Annotated in this window: 17 protein-coding genes; 14 read left to right on the top strand and 3 right to left on the bottom strand. The window is 59.4% G+C overall.

What is annotated here, in order from left to right:
* Positions 1-9 precede the first annotated feature (9 nt).
* From G5193_RS10965 to G5193_RS11030, 14 genes are all read left to right on the top strand, one after another.
* Positions 10-411, top strand: coding sequence for a hypothetical protein (locus tag G5193_RS10965; RefSeq protein WP_013723883.1), 402 nt, complete (start codon positions 10-12; stop codon positions 409-411).
* Positions 411-1,826: a phage tail protein I gene (locus tag G5193_RS10970; protein ID WP_421206003.1), complete on the top strand. Its 1,416-nt coding sequence runs from the start codon at positions 411-413 to the stop codon at positions 1,824-1,826. The genes G5193_RS10965 and G5193_RS10970 overlap by 1 nt, the downstream gene beginning before the upstream one ends.
* Before the next feature lies 1 nt (position 1,827).
* A complete protein-coding gene (locus G5193_RS10975; protein WP_421206004.1) occupies positions 1,828-3,231 on the top strand; it encodes a glycine-rich domain-containing protein in 1,404 nt (467 codons plus the stop codon).
* A 3-nt stretch (positions 3,232-3,234) separates the two neighbouring features.
* Positions 3,235-3,621, top strand: a complete 387-nt coding sequence (locus G5193_RS10980) for a tail fiber assembly protein (protein WP_421206005.1) — start codon at positions 3,235-3,237, stop codon at positions 3,619-3,621.
* A gap of 177 nt (positions 3,622-3,798) precedes the next feature.
* Positions 3,799-4,977 (top strand): phage tail sheath protein, encoded by a 1,179-nt coding sequence (locus tag G5193_RS10985; RefSeq protein WP_421206006.1) that lies wholly within the window; start codon positions 3,799-3,801, stop codon positions 4,975-4,977.
* Between the two features lie 12 nt (positions 4,978-4,989).
* Positions 4,990-5,505 carry a phage major tail tube protein gene (locus tag G5193_RS10990; protein WP_421206007.1) on the top strand — a complete coding sequence of 172 codons (516 nt, stop codon included), beginning with the start codon at positions 4,990-4,992 and terminating at the stop codon, positions 5,503-5,505.
* 63 nt (positions 5,506-5,568) lie between these two features.
* Positions 5,569-5,853 (top strand): phage tail assembly protein, encoded by a 285-nt coding sequence (locus tag G5193_RS10995; protein ID WP_215803081.1) that lies wholly within the window; start codon positions 5,569-5,571, stop codon positions 5,851-5,853.
* An 8-nt stretch (positions 5,854-5,861) separates the two neighbouring features.
* A complete protein-coding gene (locus G5193_RS11000) occupies positions 5,862-5,993 on the top strand; it encodes a GpE family phage tail protein (protein WP_108572652.1) in 132 nt (43 codons plus the stop codon).
* The gene (locus G5193_RS11005) at positions 5,990-8,356 is read left to right on the top strand and encodes a phage tail tape measure protein (RefSeq protein WP_421206008.1); all 2,367 of its coding nucleotides are present in this window, start codon (positions 5,990-5,992) and stop codon (positions 8,354-8,356) included. Before G5193_RS11000 ends, G5193_RS11005 begins: the two co-directional genes overlap by 4 nt.
* A gap of 12 nt (positions 8,357-8,368) precedes the next feature.
* Positions 8,369-8,860: a phage tail protein gene (locus G5193_RS11010; protein WP_421206009.1), complete on the top strand. Its 492-nt coding sequence runs from the start codon at positions 8,369-8,371 to the stop codon at positions 8,858-8,860.
* On the top strand, positions 8,857-10,026 hold the full coding sequence (locus G5193_RS11015) for a phage late control D family protein (protein WP_421206010.1): 1,170 nt from the start codon (positions 8,857-8,859) through the stop codon (positions 10,024-10,026). The genes G5193_RS11010 and G5193_RS11015 overlap by 4 nt, the downstream gene beginning before the upstream one ends.
* A gap of 175 nt (positions 10,027-10,201) precedes the next feature.
* Complete coding sequence (locus G5193_RS11020) at positions 10,202-10,681, top strand: hypothetical protein (protein ID WP_421206011.1); 480 nt, start codon at positions 10,202-10,204, stop codon at positions 10,679-10,681.
* A 239-nt stretch (positions 10,682-10,920) separates the two neighbouring features.
* Positions 10,921-11,100 carry a hypothetical protein gene (locus G5193_RS11025; RefSeq protein WP_275115610.1) on the top strand — a complete coding sequence of 60 codons (180 nt, stop codon included), beginning with the start codon at positions 10,921-10,923 and terminating at the stop codon, positions 11,098-11,100.
* A gap of 1,163 nt (positions 11,101-12,263) precedes the next feature.
* A complete protein-coding gene (locus G5193_RS11030; RefSeq protein WP_219594688.1) occupies positions 12,264-13,715 on the top strand; it encodes an aminoacyl-histidine dipeptidase in 1,452 nt (483 codons plus the stop codon).
* A gap of 81 nt (positions 13,716-13,796) precedes the next feature.
* Here the strand turns inward: G5193_RS11030 and djlA are convergent, their stop codons facing one another.
* From djlA to G5193_RS11045, 3 genes are read right to left on the bottom strand one after another with little or no spacing between them, the layout of a single operon-like run.
* The gene (djlA, locus tag G5193_RS11035) at positions 13,797-14,630 is read right to left on the bottom strand and encodes a co-chaperone DjlA (protein ID WP_421206012.1); all 834 of its coding nucleotides are present in this window, start codon (positions 14,628-14,630) and stop codon (positions 13,797-13,799) included.
* Between the two features lie 19 nt (positions 14,631-14,649).
* The gene (murU, locus tag G5193_RS11040; RefSeq protein WP_421206013.1) at positions 14,650-15,318 is read right to left on the bottom strand and encodes an N-acetylmuramate alpha-1-phosphate uridylyltransferase MurU; all 669 of its coding nucleotides are present in this window, start codon (positions 15,316-15,318) and stop codon (positions 14,650-14,652) included.
* Positions 15,315-16,325 (bottom strand): aminoglycoside phosphotransferase family protein, encoded by a 1,011-nt coding sequence (locus G5193_RS11045; protein WP_421206014.1) that lies wholly within the window; start codon positions 16,323-16,325, stop codon positions 15,315-15,317. The genes murU and G5193_RS11045 overlap by 4 nt, the downstream gene beginning before the upstream one ends.
* Positions 16,326-16,327: the final 2 nt, after the last annotated feature.

Consider the following 16,327-nt stretch of genomic DNA (forward strand, 5'->3'; position numbering starts at 1 on the left):
GACTCCACCATGGCAAACGCCCTCTATGACAAAGGCCGCGAGAAGTTTCTCACCGGCGCCATCAATGCCAGTGCCGACACCCTCAAGTGTGCCCTGCTCAAAAGCACCTATTCACCGACCCTCGCCAGCGATGAGTTTTACAGCGGGATCTCGGCCCATGTGGTCGGTACCCCGCAGACCCTCACCAGCAAAACCGTGGCTGCTGGCGTGCTCGATGCGGCCGATGTCACCTTCACCGCCGTGCCAACCGCCAACGTCAACTACTGCGCCATCTACAAAGACACCGGCAACGCCGCGACCAGCCCGCTGATCGCCCTGTTTGATACGGCGGCGGGCCTGCCAGTCAGCACCAACGGCGGCGACATCATCATCGCCTGGGATAACGGCCCCAATAAGATCTTCAAGCTCTGATGGCAACCCTCTATCCCGTCTGGCGCGGGTCACTCACCTATCACGACGGCACCCTGTCACATGACGGGGCTGCCCTCTATCGGGGCACAGTGCAAGGCCCGGATGATCCAGCGCCAAAAGCCATTGCCGGGGTCAGAGTTGGCCTGACAGTGGCAGGGATAGAAACAGGCCAAGTCGGGATGGCATCGCTCATTCAACGCGCCAAGCCAACCGGGATCAGCCAGTTTGCAGCCGGGGCCAACAAGCTGACCAGCCGCACCAAAGCCATCGCTATCAGCGATGGCGCACAGGGCGCTCCGGCAACGACCATCCGGGCCACTGTTGCAACAATGGGCGACCTGCTCGCCATTGGGGCGGCTGACATGTCAACACAGATAACCCTTGTCGGGCTTGATGCGGGAATTGTCGGCACGGCGGGAGTCAGAACCCGGCTCGGTACCGGCGGATTACAACCTGATGCCATCGAGGTGCCGACCATTCAGCAACGGCTGGCTCCTGCAGGGGTCGATCTCGGCGTCATAGGTAGCCACAAGGCCAGGGTGCGACAGACCATCGGTGATCTGGCTGACGGTCAGCATGGTGCGCCATTGCTGAAAACCAAGCTGGCGCAGGCGGCAACCGCCTTTACCGGCGCAATGGGCACACCGATCGCCAAGTACGCCCAGATCATCTACCCGATGGCACCAGCCCTGCCAGCAGCAACCCAGCCAGCCCTGACCATCACCCTGGCACAGGATGGAGTAGCGCCCCCATTGGTAGGCCCGTTCACCACCATCACTCGCTTGGCGACCCAAGGGGTCGATGCCGGTGGCATGGGGTCGCACAAGGTGCATCGCATGCCGCTGGCAACTCCGGCAACCCGGGATCTGCTGCCCCCCTCTGCAACCCGGCTGGAGCACCTGACCGCCGCCGCGCTGGCCTGCAACCTGACACCAGAAGTCATTACCTCTACCCGCTTTGCCGACACCTGCCCGGCGCCGTTGCTGCCCTGGCTGGCATGGGCCCGCTCGGTGGACTGGTGGGAGTTGGCGGAATCGGAAGACCAGCAGCGGGCGCTGGTCAAAGCCTCGTTCCGGTTGCATCAGCGCAAGGGCACCCCATGGGCCATCAAGGAGGCGCTGAACGTGCTGGGCTTTGGTGACAGCACCATCATCGAGCGCGCCACCGGCCGCCGCTATGACGGCACCCTCAGCTACAACGGCAACGAACCCCACGGCGACCCGACCCGCTGGGCTGTGTATCGGGTCATCTTGACCCGCCCGGTCACCACAGAGCAGGCCAACCGCATCAAGCGCCTGTTGGCAGAGATGGCCCCAGCCCGCTGCCACCTCTCTGCACTCGATTACACCCAGGCGCCCGTTACCTACAACGGCGCCGCAACCTACAACGGCAACTACAACCACGGAGCCTCGTGATATGGCGAATTTACAAGAGGTCGTCAGCTGGGAGGCTGGCATCTACCAACTCGAAACCGGTGATCCGGTGCTGGGCGGCCCGGGCGGCATCTCCAACAAGCAAGCACAAGCGCTGGCCAACCGTACCGCCTACCTGAAAAAACACGTCGATGATATCGAAGGGGGCAACACGGCGGCGGGCAAGGCCAACAAGCTCAGCACCGCCCGCAATATTGCCCTGGCGGGCGATGTGACCGGTCAGGCGGCATTTGATGGCAGCGGCAACATCACCATCTCCGCCACCTATAAAAACTCAGGAGTGGTGGCGGGTACCTATCGCTCGGTCACCGTCGATGCCAAGGGCAACATCACCGCCGGTAGCAACCCCACAACACTGGCAGGCTATGGCATCACTGATGCCGTCCCCAGCGCGCAAAAAGGCACAGCCAATGGGGTGGCAACGCTCGATGGCAGTGGCAAAGTCCCCGTCAATCAGATCCCGGCCACGGCCATCACCGACACCTTTGTCGTCAACACCCAGGCCGACATGCTGGCCCTGACTGCCGAAGTCGGGGATATCGCCGTGCGAACCGACCTTAACAAGAGCTTCATCCTGCGTGTATCGGGCGCCGCCACCCTAGCCAACTGGCAAGAACTGCTCACCCCGACTGACTCGGTGCAATCGGTGGATGGCATGACCGGGGCGGTAACCATCGCCACCGCCAGTGAAGCCGTGAAGGGTAAGGCGCAGATCGCCACCCAGGCAGAGGTGAATGCCGGTACCGATGACACCAAATTCGTCACTGCCTTGAAACTGGCAAAGATGGGCATTCGAAAACAGATCGCAACCTTCAAACAGGTGGGTGTGACCCACTGGGTGGTTCCAACCGGCGTGCATAAAGTCATGGTCACAGTGGTCGGTGGCGGCGGTGGTGGTGGTGGTGCCAACTCCTCCGCCAATTACAACGCCAGTGGCGGCGGTGGGGGCGCAGGAGGATACGCCAAGAAGTTGGTCAACGTGTCTCCAGGGGATAGCATTCCTATCACTGTCGGAAGCGGTGGAATAGGGGCAACAAATGGATTGAATATCGCTTTACCGGGGCAAACCAGCTCGTTTGGATCGTTTTGTAGTGCTACCGGCGGTAACCCGGGGAACTCCGCCATAGGTGGAACAACCTCTTCGATGTGTGGAGCTGGAGGCAGTAGTGGATTAGGTTCTGGCGGTGATGTTGATGGCTATGGTGGCCATGGTTCTGCCGGAATTGCTGCTACACCGACCACAGCAGGAGGCTCGGTGGGACGGGGGCTAGGAGGGGCGGCTATCACTTCATTAGGTAGCGGTGGCAATGGTGGCGCAACAGTCACAGGAAATCAGGTTTCCGCCGGTCAAAATGGGTTAAACGGTATGGTCATTGTGGAGTGGTAAATTATGTGGGCTCGTATTGAAAATAATGTCGTCATGGAAACCACCAATACCGATCCATCTGGCCGCTACTATGAAGGGCTGAACTGGATGGAATGCAGTGATGATGTGGCTCCTGGGTGGATTGTCTCCGGCAAAGATATGAAACCACCACTATCGGTGGAAATGCCGCCAGAAGATAAAGCGCTGTATCAACTTGCTGACTGCCTGGCATCAGCCAACCAGCAAATAGCTATCATCAAACCCGCCGTCGATGGCGGCTATGCCAAGCCCGAGCACACCCAGTTGCTGGCCGACTGGCAACGCTACCGCTACGAGCTGACGCTTGTGCAGGAACATGATGGCTGGCCCGAATCGCCACAGTGGCCCACCGAACCGGATAGGGTTATCTGATCCAATCACCAACCACCCCGCCATGTGCGGGGGGGGTTTCATTATTCCTGCCGTCACTCTGCCGCTGTTGTAAAGCGGCCATTTACAACGGCACCAGCTCGCCCGCCGTGCGCCGCCCCTGCATCCTGACCGTGCTCACATTGATCACCTCCGTCCGGACACAGGAGAACCGCCACCATGGCACTCGACAGTTACCACCACGGCGTGCGCGTCGTCGAAGTCAACGAAGGCACCCGCACCATCCGCACCATTGCCACCGCCGTGATCGGCCTGCTTGGCCATGCGGAAGATGCCGACGCCACCACCTTCCCGCTCAACACCCCGGTCATCATCACCGACGTGCAAAAAGCCGTTGGCAAAGCAGGCACCCAAGGCACCCTGGCCAAAGCGCTGCAAGCGATCGCCGACACCGTCAACACCATCACCATCGTCGTGCGCGTTGCCAAAGGCGCCACCGACGAAGAGACCACCTCAAACGTCATCGGCGCCGCCAAGCCGGATGGCAGCTATACCGGCCTCAAGGCTCTGCAACGGGCCAGCTCTGCCACCGGCATCACCCCGCGCATCATCGGCGCGCCGGGGCTCGACACCCTGCCGGTCGCCACTGAACTGGCCGCCGTGGCGGTCAAGCTGCGCGCCTTCACCTACGTCTCAACCCACGGCTGCAACACCCCGACCGAGGCGCTGGCCTACCGCCAGAACTTCGGCCAGCGTGAAGTCATGCTGGTTCATGGCGACTTCAAAAAGTGGGATACCACCGCCAACGCCGAGTCCATCATCTGGGCCACCGCCAAAGCCTTGGCCATGCGCGCCAAGATTGACAAAGAGGTTGGCTGGCATAAAACCCTTTCCAACGTCGCCGTAACTGGCGTAGAAGGGCTGACCAAGCAAGTGTTCTGGAGCCTGCAAGACCCCGACACTGATGCGGGCCTGCTCAACGAAAAAGACATCACCTGCCTGATCCAGTCCGAAGGGTTCCGCTTCTGGGGCTCCCGCACCTGCTCGGATGACCCCCTGTTCCAATTCGAGAACTACACCCGCACCGCCCAGATCCTCGCCGACACCATCGCCGAGGCCCACATGTGGGCGGTAGACAAGCCGATGACCCCCACCCTGGTCAAAGACATCATCGAAGGCATCAAGGCCAAGGGCCGCGAGCTGGTCAGCCTCGGTTACCTCATCGGTTTCGACTGCTGGTACAACGAGGAGGTCAACGACAAAGACACCCTCAAGGCGGGCAAGCTCTACATCGACTACGACTACACCCCCGTGCCGCCGCTTGAAAACCTCATGTTCCAGCAGCGCATCACCGACCGCTATCTGGTCGACTTCGCCGCCCGCGTGGCCGCAGCATAAGGAGCATCAACCATGGCACTGCCTCGCAAACTCAAATACCTCAACCAGTTCCTCGACGGCGACAACTGGATCGGCGTCGCAGAAGAGTACACACCGGCTAAACAGGCTCTGAAACTCGAAGCCTACCGCGCAGGCGGTATGCCGGGGGCGGCCCATATCAACATGGGCCTCGAGGATGACGCCCTCGATACCGAGTTCACCTTCGGCGGCTACGAAGCGGCCCTGTTCAAAAAGCAGCATCAAGCCAAGATTGACGGCGTCATGCTCCGCTTTGCGGGCTCATTCCAGCGAGACGACACCGCCCAGGTATCTGCGGTCGAGATCGTCCAGCGTGGCCGCATCCAGCAGATCGATGGCGGCACCCTCAAGACCGGCGACAACTCCCAGCAAAAAGTCACCATGAAAAACACCTACTACAAGGTGACCATCGACGGCGAAGAGCTGGTCGAGATCGACACCATCAACATGATCTGGAAAGTCGGCGGCGTCGACATGATGGCCGAACACCGCAAGGCCATGGGCCTCTAATCCACCCAACCACATCCGGGCGGCACTGCCGCCCGTTACTACATACCGAACAGGACAAACACCATGAAAATGAACAAAGTCACCCTCGACACCCCCATCCAGCGCGGCGACACCACCATCACCGAGATCAACGTGCGCAAACCGCAATCCGGCGAACTGCGCGGCCTCAACCTGACCGACATCCTGCAGATGGATGTCAACGCCCTCACCAAGCTGCTGCCGCGCATCACCATCCCGGCACTGACCGAGGCTGACGTCAGCGCCCTCGAACCGGCAGACCTGATGCAACTGGGGCATGAGGTAGGCTCTTTTTTGGTACCGAAGAAAATGGCCTACCTCACTGCGTAGACGACCTGATGGCCGACTTGGCCATCATCGCCCACTGGCCGCCGTCTGAAATGGCGGCCATGGAGCTCGACGAGCTGATGGGCTGGCACCAACGCCTTGTTGAGCGATACAACCACATCAACGGGGCAGACGAATCATGAGCACACTCAAGTTACAAATCCTGCTCGGGGCGGTGGACAAACTCACCGCCCCCCTCAAGGCCGTCACCGGCCAAAGCCGCATCACCGCCAAAGACCTCGCCGACACCAAGGCCAAAATGCGAGACCTTGAAAAACAGTCCGGCCAGATTGACGGCTATCGCACCCTCGGCAAACAGATCGGCGCCACCCGGGCAGAACTGACTCAGGCGCAGCAAACCGCCCAGCGTATGGCCCGCGAACTGGCAACGACCAGCAACCCGACCAAAGCCATGACCCGCGATCTGGAAAAGGCCAAGGTGGCAGTGCGTGACCTCACCAACAAAGAGCGGGAAATGGTCAGCCGACACGGCGCCATGAAAACCGCCATGCAGCAGGCGGGTATCAACACTAAGCAACTCAGCCAGCACCAGCGCCAACTCAAGACTGATCTGGCCGCCACCACCGCCCAACTGGAACAGCAACGGAGCAAGCTGGCCCAGGTCAGCGCACAGCAAAAACGCCTCGTCCAGGTCAAGGCCAACTACGACAAGACTATGAACCTGCGGAATGCCATGGCAGGACATGGCGCCGCCGGAATGGCCACCGGTGCGGCGGGGCTCTACAAAATCAACTCGATCGCCTCGGTCGGTATCGACTTCGACGCCCAGATGTCAAAGGTGCAGGCCCTCACCCGCCTGCAGAAGGGCAGCGCCGAGCTGGCCATGTTGCGTCAACAGGCGCGGGATCTCGGGGCATCAACCAGCTTTACCGCCATGGATGCCGCGCAGGCGCAAGGCTTCTTGGCGATGTCTGGCTTTAACCCGAAACAGATTAAGGCAGCGATGCCGGACATGCTCGACCTCGCCAAAGCATCCGGCGTGGGGCTTGACCAGACGGCCGATATTGCCTCCAACATTCTCAGCGCCTTCAAGATGGAGGCGGCCCAGATGGGCAGGGTCAGCGATACGCTGGCGCTCACCATGACCACATCAAACGTAGACCTCAACATGTTGGCGGAAACCATGAAATACATGGGCCCCATCGCCAACAAGGCAGGCATGAGCCTTGAAGAAGCGGCCGCCGCCGCTGGCTTGCTGGGGAACATCGGTATTCAGGGGTCAAACTCAGGTACCGCCCTGCGCGCCATGCTGAACCGGCTGGCAGGGCCGACCAGCAAAGCCGACAAGTTGATGAAAAGTCTGGGGGTGACCACCAAAGACGCCAGCGGCAACATGCTCAACATCGTGGACATCATGGCCCAGGTCGCCAAACAAACGGAGAAGATGGGCAACGCTGACCAGTTGGCCGCATTCAAAGAGATCTTTGGTGAAGAAGCCGCATCAGGGATGGCCGAACTGATTGGCCAAGCCGGGGCCGGTGGCTTTGCCAAATACGTCGCCATGATCCGGCAACAGAGCAAAGGGGTGGCGAAAGAGATGGCCGTAGTGATGGGGGACAACGCCCGCGGCGATCTGGATAACATGACCTCGGCGTGGGAAGACCTCAACATCCAGCTGCTGGAAACCCAGAACGGGCCACTGCGCGGCCTGATCCAGCAAGTGACCAGCATGACCCAAGCCGCTGGCGTCTGGATGCGTGAAAGCCCAGAGCTCACCGCCACCATCACCAAGGTCGCCGCCATCATCGCCGTCACCGCTGCCGTGGGCGGTGGCCTGCTGCTGGTGCTGGCTGGCCTGCTGGGGCCAATCGCCGCACTCAAGATGGGGTTTGGCATGATGTTGACCATGGGCGGGCCACTGCTGACCGTGCTCAAGGGGCTAACCATGGGCTTTGTAAAACTGGGGCTTGCCATCCTCACCACCCCCATCGGCTGGATTATCGCGGGTATTGCCGCCATCACTGCCGCTGCTTACCTCATCTACAAAAATTGGGATCAGCTCGGGCCGTGGTTCAAATCCACCTGGGAGAAGTGCAAAGCGGCCACCGGTGAATTCTGGGACTACCTGACCACTCTGCCATCCAGGGCGCTCAACGCGGGCAAAGCCATCATCGACGGCCTGATCGGCGGTATCTCGGCCAAATGGGAAGAACTCAAGGCCAAGGTGAAATCCATCACCGACATTCTGCCGGACTGGATGAAAGGGGGATCGGCGGTCACGGCCACAGTGCGGCAATCGGGTTACCTGACCGGCAACTATAACCAGCCAGCCATTGCCACCGGCTACGGGCCGACCATGTACCAACCGCCCAAGCTGGCACCTGCCAGAGGGGGCGGGACAACCCAGATCCACGCTCCCATCAGCATCGTGCAGCAGCCGGGGCAATCCGGCGCCGATGTGGCGCAAGAGGTACGCCGTGAACTGGACCGCCGCGAACGGCTGGCATCTGCCCGCACCCGTGCCAGCCTGCGCGACACCAACTAAGGAGGCACCACCATGATGATGACCTTGGGCTGGTTCGTGTTCCAGCGCTCCACCTTCGCCCCCCAGTCACAACAGGATGACCGTGCATGGCGCCACCCGGGCAACCCTCGGGTGGGCGCTCGTCCGGCCTACCAGTACACAGGGCCGGATGATGAAACCACTGTGCTATCCGGCACCCTCTACCCTGAACTGACGGGCGGGCCTGTTACCCTCGACCTACTCCATGAAATGGCCGCCACCGGCAAAGCCATCCCCCTGATCCAGGGGGATGGCGTGATGCGGGGATATTTCGTCATCGAGCGCACCAGCGTCACCCGCTCCGAGTTCTTCTCTGACGGCGCCGCCCGCAAGCTGGATTTCACCATGAACCTCAAGCGGGTGGACGACGACGAAAACACCCTGGGCAACAAGCTGCTGGGCCGCGCCATCGGTGGCATCGCCAGTCGGCTGGGCATCAGCAACATCGTCGGCACCATCGGCAACAAGATCGGGGGCCTGCTGTGAGCCTGACTGATAACGTGGTGACGGCTGTCACCAGCACCCTGACCAGCCAGCTGGGGCAATTCAGCATCACCGGGGCCGATCATCCGGCTCCGGCTTACCAGCTGCTGATCGACGGCAAGGACGTATCCGCTACCATCCGGCCCCGCCTGATAAGCCTCAACATCACCGATAATCGCGGGTTTGAAGCCGACACCATCGACATCGAACTCGACGACAGCGACGGCAAACTGGCGATGCCACGCCGTGGCGCCAGAATGCGCATCATGATCGGCTGGCAGGGCCAACCGCTGGTTGATAAGGGGGAATACACCATCGACGAGGTGGAGCACACCGGCACACCGGACAAGCTCACCATCCGGGGCAAATCTGCCGATCTGCGCGGCAACCTCAACAAGCTGCGCCAGACCAGCTATCACCAGCAGACCGTCGGCAGCATTGTCGATGCCATCGCCCAGCGCCACGGGCTGATCCCAGCCTGCGCCGAACGCTTCAAGGGCATGCAGATTGACCACATCGACCAGCAGAACGAAAGCGATCCCGCCTTCCTCACCCGCTTGGCCGGTCAATGTGGCGCCATCACTACCATCAAATCAGGGCGGCTGCTGTTTATCGGCCAGGGCAAGGGGCTCACCGCCAGCGGTAAGCCACTCCCCTCAGTCACCCTCACCCGCCAGGACGGCGATCAGCACCGCTTCGCCGTTGCTGACCGTGACGCTTACACCGGCGTCGTGGCCAACTGGCACGACCCGAAGAAGGCCACCACCGAAGGCTCGACCCTCAAGCGCAAACGCAAGAAGAAGCCAAAGCCGGAGCAGGCACTGCCGAGTGACACCACCGTAGACAAAGAAGGCCGCGAACTGCTGATTGGCGACAGCGAAAACGTCAAGGTGCTGCGCCACATCTACGCCAACCAGACCAACGCCATGCGCGCCGCCCGCGCCGAGTGGGAACGCCTGCAACGTGGCGTTGCCGAGTTCGAGATAACCCTCGCCAAAGGCCGCCCCGAGCTATACCCGGAACAACCCACCACAGTCAGGGGGTTCAAACAGCAGATCGACGAGGCCAGCTGGGTGCTGACCAAAGTCAGCCACAGCCTGAGCAACAGCGGCTACACCAACACCATCAACCTCGAAGTCGCCATCGACGACCTGCCGGAAGTCGAGTAATAACGAAGCAGGACAACAAGGTTGTGGTAGATACGGTATGAGTGCCGGATGCTGCTTCTGTACATCCACACAGTAATGTTATGATCGAAAAACCCTCAACTCTCGGCCAAACCTAATGAATGCTAACCAGATAAAATCGGCTGTACGGAATGCTATCCAAGCTGTAACTGATGACATGGATTTAGAGCTCGGTGTTGGCCCCATAAACGAGTCTGACTGGGCCTACTTATCTGGTGGGTATGGGCTCTTAAACTGGGAGGTCGGGCTAACTAAGTATGGCAACGATGATTGGTCATTCGACGTTGCCCTGAAAGTAGCACCTGGGATGAACACTCTTGATGCTGCAATCCTAGGGGTCTTCAAGCCTGAAACTGATACGCTAGAAATGCATCTGGTCGAGTCCTTCATAAGGAACCCTCAACACCCCCTGAAGGGGCGTGTTTTTGAGATGATGGTGATTGCATCTTACTTGTTCATTGCTGCCGTAGATGGTACCAATGTAAGACTGGTGGATGTGGGGCCAGAACTGACAACGTACTATCGTACCTTTGGCTTCGAAACTGACGGGCAAGACATGGTGCAAACCGTGTCAGGACTTGCAGAGCAGTTCATCATGATTGTAGCTGGGACTTCTGATGCCGATAACATGGAGTAAGTTCTGAGCATCAAGCTGGGACTTACTGACCAGTTTTCACTCGACATCAAGTGTCAACAGTGTAGAATTAGTCACCCAAAACGAGCCGGTAGCAGTAGTGAAAAACTACGTGCAACTCGACACAGAGATCTAGCGCACTTTACAGCCAAGAAAAAGTTGACTTTACTGGTATAAAATCAGATCAAATAGACATGCGTTAGATTAAAGAATTTTAGGCCAACGCAAATAGAGAGCATGACATGAAACATACTCAGCATTGCGCCGATGAACGTAAACTCGGCGCCCAAGATGTATACAGCCGCCTGGGTGAAGCTCTTGGTAACGTACTGGCTGCGACTAAAGAGCTGAAAAAAGACAAATTTAAGTTTAACGGCCCTGAGCTTAGTGGCCCAAGAAAATGCACGAAACAAGCGGCATGAAAGATTAAGTAATAAAAAAGCACCTTCGGGTGCTTTTTTATTACCTGCAAAACAGAGCCTTATCAGCCAGCAATGTAACTACCGAGTAGCCTCTGCCGCCATTTTGCCGCCACTATCGAAACAAGCGAACCAGCAATCAACCGTAAGCCGCTGATATAAAATGACTTTTAAGATGTCAAAAATCCCATACTAAAGAGCATAGAACTTTTTCGGCATGTTATCGATCTCGAATAGTTATTTAAAAACAATCACTTAAAATAAAAACATCCGCAATTCTCCCTGCGGATGCCAGTAAATGGCGGCCCTTGCCCGACTGAATTCAGATTGCACTTCGGCTGCCTCAGGGCTAAGCCTCGGCAGCAAATCTGATAACAATGGAAGCAAGATGGGCTTATCCGGCGATCGGTTAGATGATGTGTCCAAACCGCGGACAGGCTGTTGGGCCGATATGATAGCACCGTTTGCAGAGAAAATGCCTGGCAAACGTATGCCAAAAACAGGAAAAATCGGCATCACCCTCTCCATTCGGCATATCTCGAGCGCCAAACGACTAACCTGCCGTCCCTGCTGCCGAGTCCAAATGAACTGTGCGGCAAATCGCAGATAAAAAAATAGCAGGGGGAGGATTTACCTCACGCACCTGCTGCTTTCTCGCCTCTGCCTGGTTGGGCAGCTCGTCTTAGCGACGTGTGACGAAGGGGTTAGGGTAGCTGAAACCCTGGGTATACAAAGAGGGGGCAAACCAATAGGTTGAGTTGCTGCCTGGCATATTGAAACTCCTGATTGCTTAACAAGTTACGTACCTTTAATGCGGGCTCAAATCCTTGAACGAACACTCGGTTCCATGGAGGCGCACTTGCTTTGCTTCGGTTCCCTGGAGGCTTTCATCGTCATCCTGACGGGTGGCGAACCACGGGAGCTAATTTACCAGTCGGTGCGTAAAATTCAATATTTTTGTGAGATAGGTCACACATTTTCTTTTCTATCGATCAGCGTCGTCCGAACCTGACGATCGTACTGCCTGGTTGCCATCAGCCAGCACAAGCTGCCTGCGATTTGCGCTGATTGCTCACATTTTTGTGTGATTGACTGTATTATCGTTATCCTCTTCCCCGGCCCGCTGATGGGGCCCTGTTAATTCCGTGCTGGTAAGGAGTCCCGACGTGGCACAGCTTAGCTCTCTCTCTCCCAAACTGATTTGGCATTTCTTCGAACAGATCTGCTCCATTCCCCACCCTTCCAAACATGAAGCCAAACTGAGCGCCTGGATCATCCAATGGGCTCAAGGGGAAGGTCTGGCGGTCAAGCAGGACAAGGTCGGCAACATCATCATCAAGAAACCGGCCACCCCGGGGATGGAAAATCGCAAAGCAGTGGTACTGCAGGCCCACATCGACATGGTGCCGCAGGCCAACGCCGACACCAAACACGACTTCGCGACCGATCCCATCGATGCCTATGTCGATGGCGAGTGGGTCACGGCCCGTGGCACCACTCTGGGTGCCGACAACGGCATCGGCATGGCCGGTTGCTTGGCCGTACTGGCTGACAAGACCATCAAGCACGGTCCGCTGGAAGTGCTGCTGACCACAGACGAAGAGACCGGTATGACCGGCGCCTTCGGTCTGGAAGCGGGCTGGCTGGAGGGCGAAATTCTGCTCAACACCGACTCCGAAGAGGATGGCGAAGTCTATATGGGCTGCGCTGGCGGTGTGGATGCCAATATCCGCTTCCCGCTCGAGCTGGTTGATGCCAGCGAAGGCGAAGCGTTCGAACTGGCCGTGAAAGGGCTGCGTGGCGGTCACTCCGGTTGCGATATCCATCGCGGTCGTGGCAACGCCAACAAGCTGCTGGTGCGTCTGCTCAAAGCAGCCGAGCCGCTGGGTGTTCGTCTGGCCGAGATCCACGGCGGCACGCTGCGCAACGCCATCCCGCGCGAAGCCCGTGCCACCCTGCTGGTGCCTGCTGTCAGCGTAAACGAGTTCAAGGCGCTGGTTGACCGCTACACCGGGATCTACCAGACCGAACTGGCCGCCACCGAGCCGAACCTGACCGTGCTGGTCAACAACGCCGCCAAACCGGCCAAGCTGATGAGCGTCTCCCTGCAGCAGCGCCTGCTGGATGCCCTGATGGCCTGCCCGAACGGCGTGATGCGCATGAGCGATGCCATGCCCGGCGTGACCGAAACCTCTACCAACCTGGGGGTCATCAAGACTCAGGATGGCGAAGTGTACGTCCAGTGCCTGATCCGCTCCCTGATTGACTCCGGCCGCGAGAGCATCGAGCAGATGACCCGCTCCCTGTTCACCCTCGCAGGCGCCAGCTGCGAATTCACCGGTGCCTACCCGGGTTGGGCGCCGAACGTGGACTCCCCTGTCATGGCGCTGGTTCGCAACAGCTACCAGACCCTGTTCGGCACCATGCCCAACGTCATGGTGATCCACGCCGGCCTCGAGTGCGGTCTGTTCAAGAGCGCCTATCCGGAGTGGGACATGGTCTCCTTCGGCCCGACCATCCGCGGTGCCCACTCCCCTGACGAGAAGGTACATATCCCGGCAGTCGAGCGTTTCTGGCAACTGCTGGTGCACGTGCTGGAAGCGATTCCGGCCAAATAACCCGGCCTGCGCCACACGGCAAAACAAAGCCCCGCACTGCTGCGGGGCTTTTTGTTGTCTATTCCAACCCGACGTTGGCGCTTACCGAATGCCGCGGGCCTCGCGGATCCACTCCCAGGCTTGCTGGATCTCCTGGGTCTTCTCCTTGGCCATCTCCATCATCTCCGGCGGCAACCCTTTGGCGGCCAGCTTGTCCGGGTGATGCTTGCTCATCTCCTTGCGGTAGGCGCGCTTGATATCCTGATCGCTGTCGCTCTCGCTCACCCCCAGCAACTGGTAGGCATTCTTGAGGCGATCCGCAGAGGGTGCCGCCTGCCGATACTGCTGGCCACCGGAATGGCTCCCCTGATACTGGCCATGAGCCTGATTGAAGAAGTTCATCTGCGCTTCGGCCATCGCCAGAATACGGGCCAACTCGATGCGGCTGAAACCCAGCTCGTCGGCAATGGTATGCAGAATGGCGCGCTCGCCCTCCTCCACCCGCCCGTCGGCAAAGGCCGCCTGCAACTGCACTTCGAGGAAGAAGCGCAGAATATCGCGCTGCCCCAGACTGGCACGGCGGAACTCGGCCAGGGTCTCGCGTAGCGGGAAGTCGGCCTCCTTACCGAGACGAAACGACTCCTGTGCCCGGGCACGCTGCTCCCCCACCAATCGCATCCGATCCATCAGGTTGGAGGCAACCCGGATCTCCTGTTCGGTCACCTGGCCGCTGGACTTGGCGATATGACCCATCACCGAGAAGGTGGCGTGGAAGAAGACGGCTTGCTGCTCCTGACTCGGGCCGCGACGAAACGCCCCCTGCAGCCCCATGCCACGGTCGAAACGGTGGCCGATCCAGAGGCCAATCAGGGCGCCGATGATATTGCCGAGCAGAAAACCGAAGAAGGCGCCCAGCACCTTACCCCAAATACGCATGGTTCAAGACCTCTTGAAGTTAATGAGTGCGGGCCTGGAGCTGGTCATCCAGCTCGCGCAGACGGTCGACCGTGCCGATATCGCGCCACTCGCCAGCGAGCAGGCTGCCGCCCACCCGCCCTTGCGCCATCCAGTCACGGAGCAGGGGCGCCAGCTTGCGGGCACCGCCCGCGAGACCGGCAAAGGCCGCCGGATCATATAGTCCGACCCCGCTGAAGGTAAACGCTGGCGTATCCACGACTCGCCCCCCTTGCAGGGCAAAGTCCCCGCTCGGGTGTTGGGGCGGGTTGGGCACCAGCCAGAGGTGGGCCAAGTCATCGCCAAGGGGCTGGCTGACCAGAGTGCGATAATCGAGATCGAGCCAGGTATCGCCGTTGATCACCAAAAAGGGTTCAGAGCCCAGCAGTGGCAGCGCCTGCACGATGCCGCCCGCGGTCTCCAGCGCGCTCTCCTCGGCCGACCAGTGGATGGTCACACCAAGCGCACTGCCATCACCAAGGCTCTCGACCAGCTTGTGGCCGAGCCAGGCGTGGTTGATCACCAGCTCGGTCACGCCAGCTGACTTCAACTTTTCGATATGGTGGACGATGAGCGGTTTGCCCCCCACCGCCAGCAGCGGCTTGGGCAACAGGTCGGTCAGCGGGCGCATCCGCTCGCCACGGCCAGCGGCCAGGATCATCGCTTTCATGGTTTAACTCCAGCGTTGGCGATCCCTGGCAACACCACCTGCTCCAGCCACTGACCAAAACGGGCCAGTACCGGATAGGCGCCACCGTGAGTGCGACAGACATCCACCACATAGCCGAGGGTGCGGGGAATATCCTTGAGATAACCGGACTTGCCGTCGCGATGATAGAGCCGGGTGAAGATCCCCGCCGCTTTCAGGTGGCGCTGCATGCCGGTCAGGTCGGCACCACGGCGGAAACTGGCATAATCGAGTTCACCAAGCAGCCCCGCCTGTTGCAGGGTGGCAAAACCGTGGCGCATCCCTTCATCGATCACCTCATCCGGCCAGCGCACGTAGCAATCTTTGAGCAGGGAGACCAGGTCATAGCTCAGGGGCCCGATCACCATGTCCTGAAAATCGATGATGGCCAGCCGGCTGCTCTCGGGGGTATCTCCGCCACATACCATCAGGTTGCGACTGTGGAAATCTCTATGCATCACCCCCTGCGGCTGGGCCAGATTGCAGGCAGTGAGGCAAGCGAAGGTCTCGTCCAGCAGTTGCTGCTCTTCATGGCTCAGGCTCAGTTGCAGATGATGGCCAAGCAGCCACTCGGGGAAAATGCTGTTCTCCCGCGCCATAAATGCCGCATCGAAGGGTTCAAGCGCCAGTTCAACCGCCCCTAGGCGGGGCAGCAAATCAATCGCCTTGCCATACCAGGCCAGTACGTTGTGTTCGTTCAGGCAGCTGATCAGCTGAGTATCGCCCAGGTCACTCACCGCCAGCAGACCCTGTTCGTAGTCCACCGCCTTGACCTCTGGCGCCAACAGCTGACGCGCCTGCAAGGCCGCCGCGTTACGAACAAACTCATGATTTTTTTCGGTTTTCGGATTGGCATCCACCCAAACCAGACCACCACCGCGATAGTAGCGACGGAAGCTGGCATCACCGGAAATGAGGGTCAACTGAAGATTGGCATCACCGGAAATACGGCGTGCCCACTGCAATAGCAGGGAATCGCGATCGTGCATAA

Origin of the sequence: Aeromonas sp. 601027 (assembly GCF_049174455.1) — a bacterium.
Taxonomy (GTDB): Bacteria; Pseudomonadota; Gammaproteobacteria; order Enterobacterales; family Aeromonadaceae; genus Aeromonas; species Aeromonas veronii_A.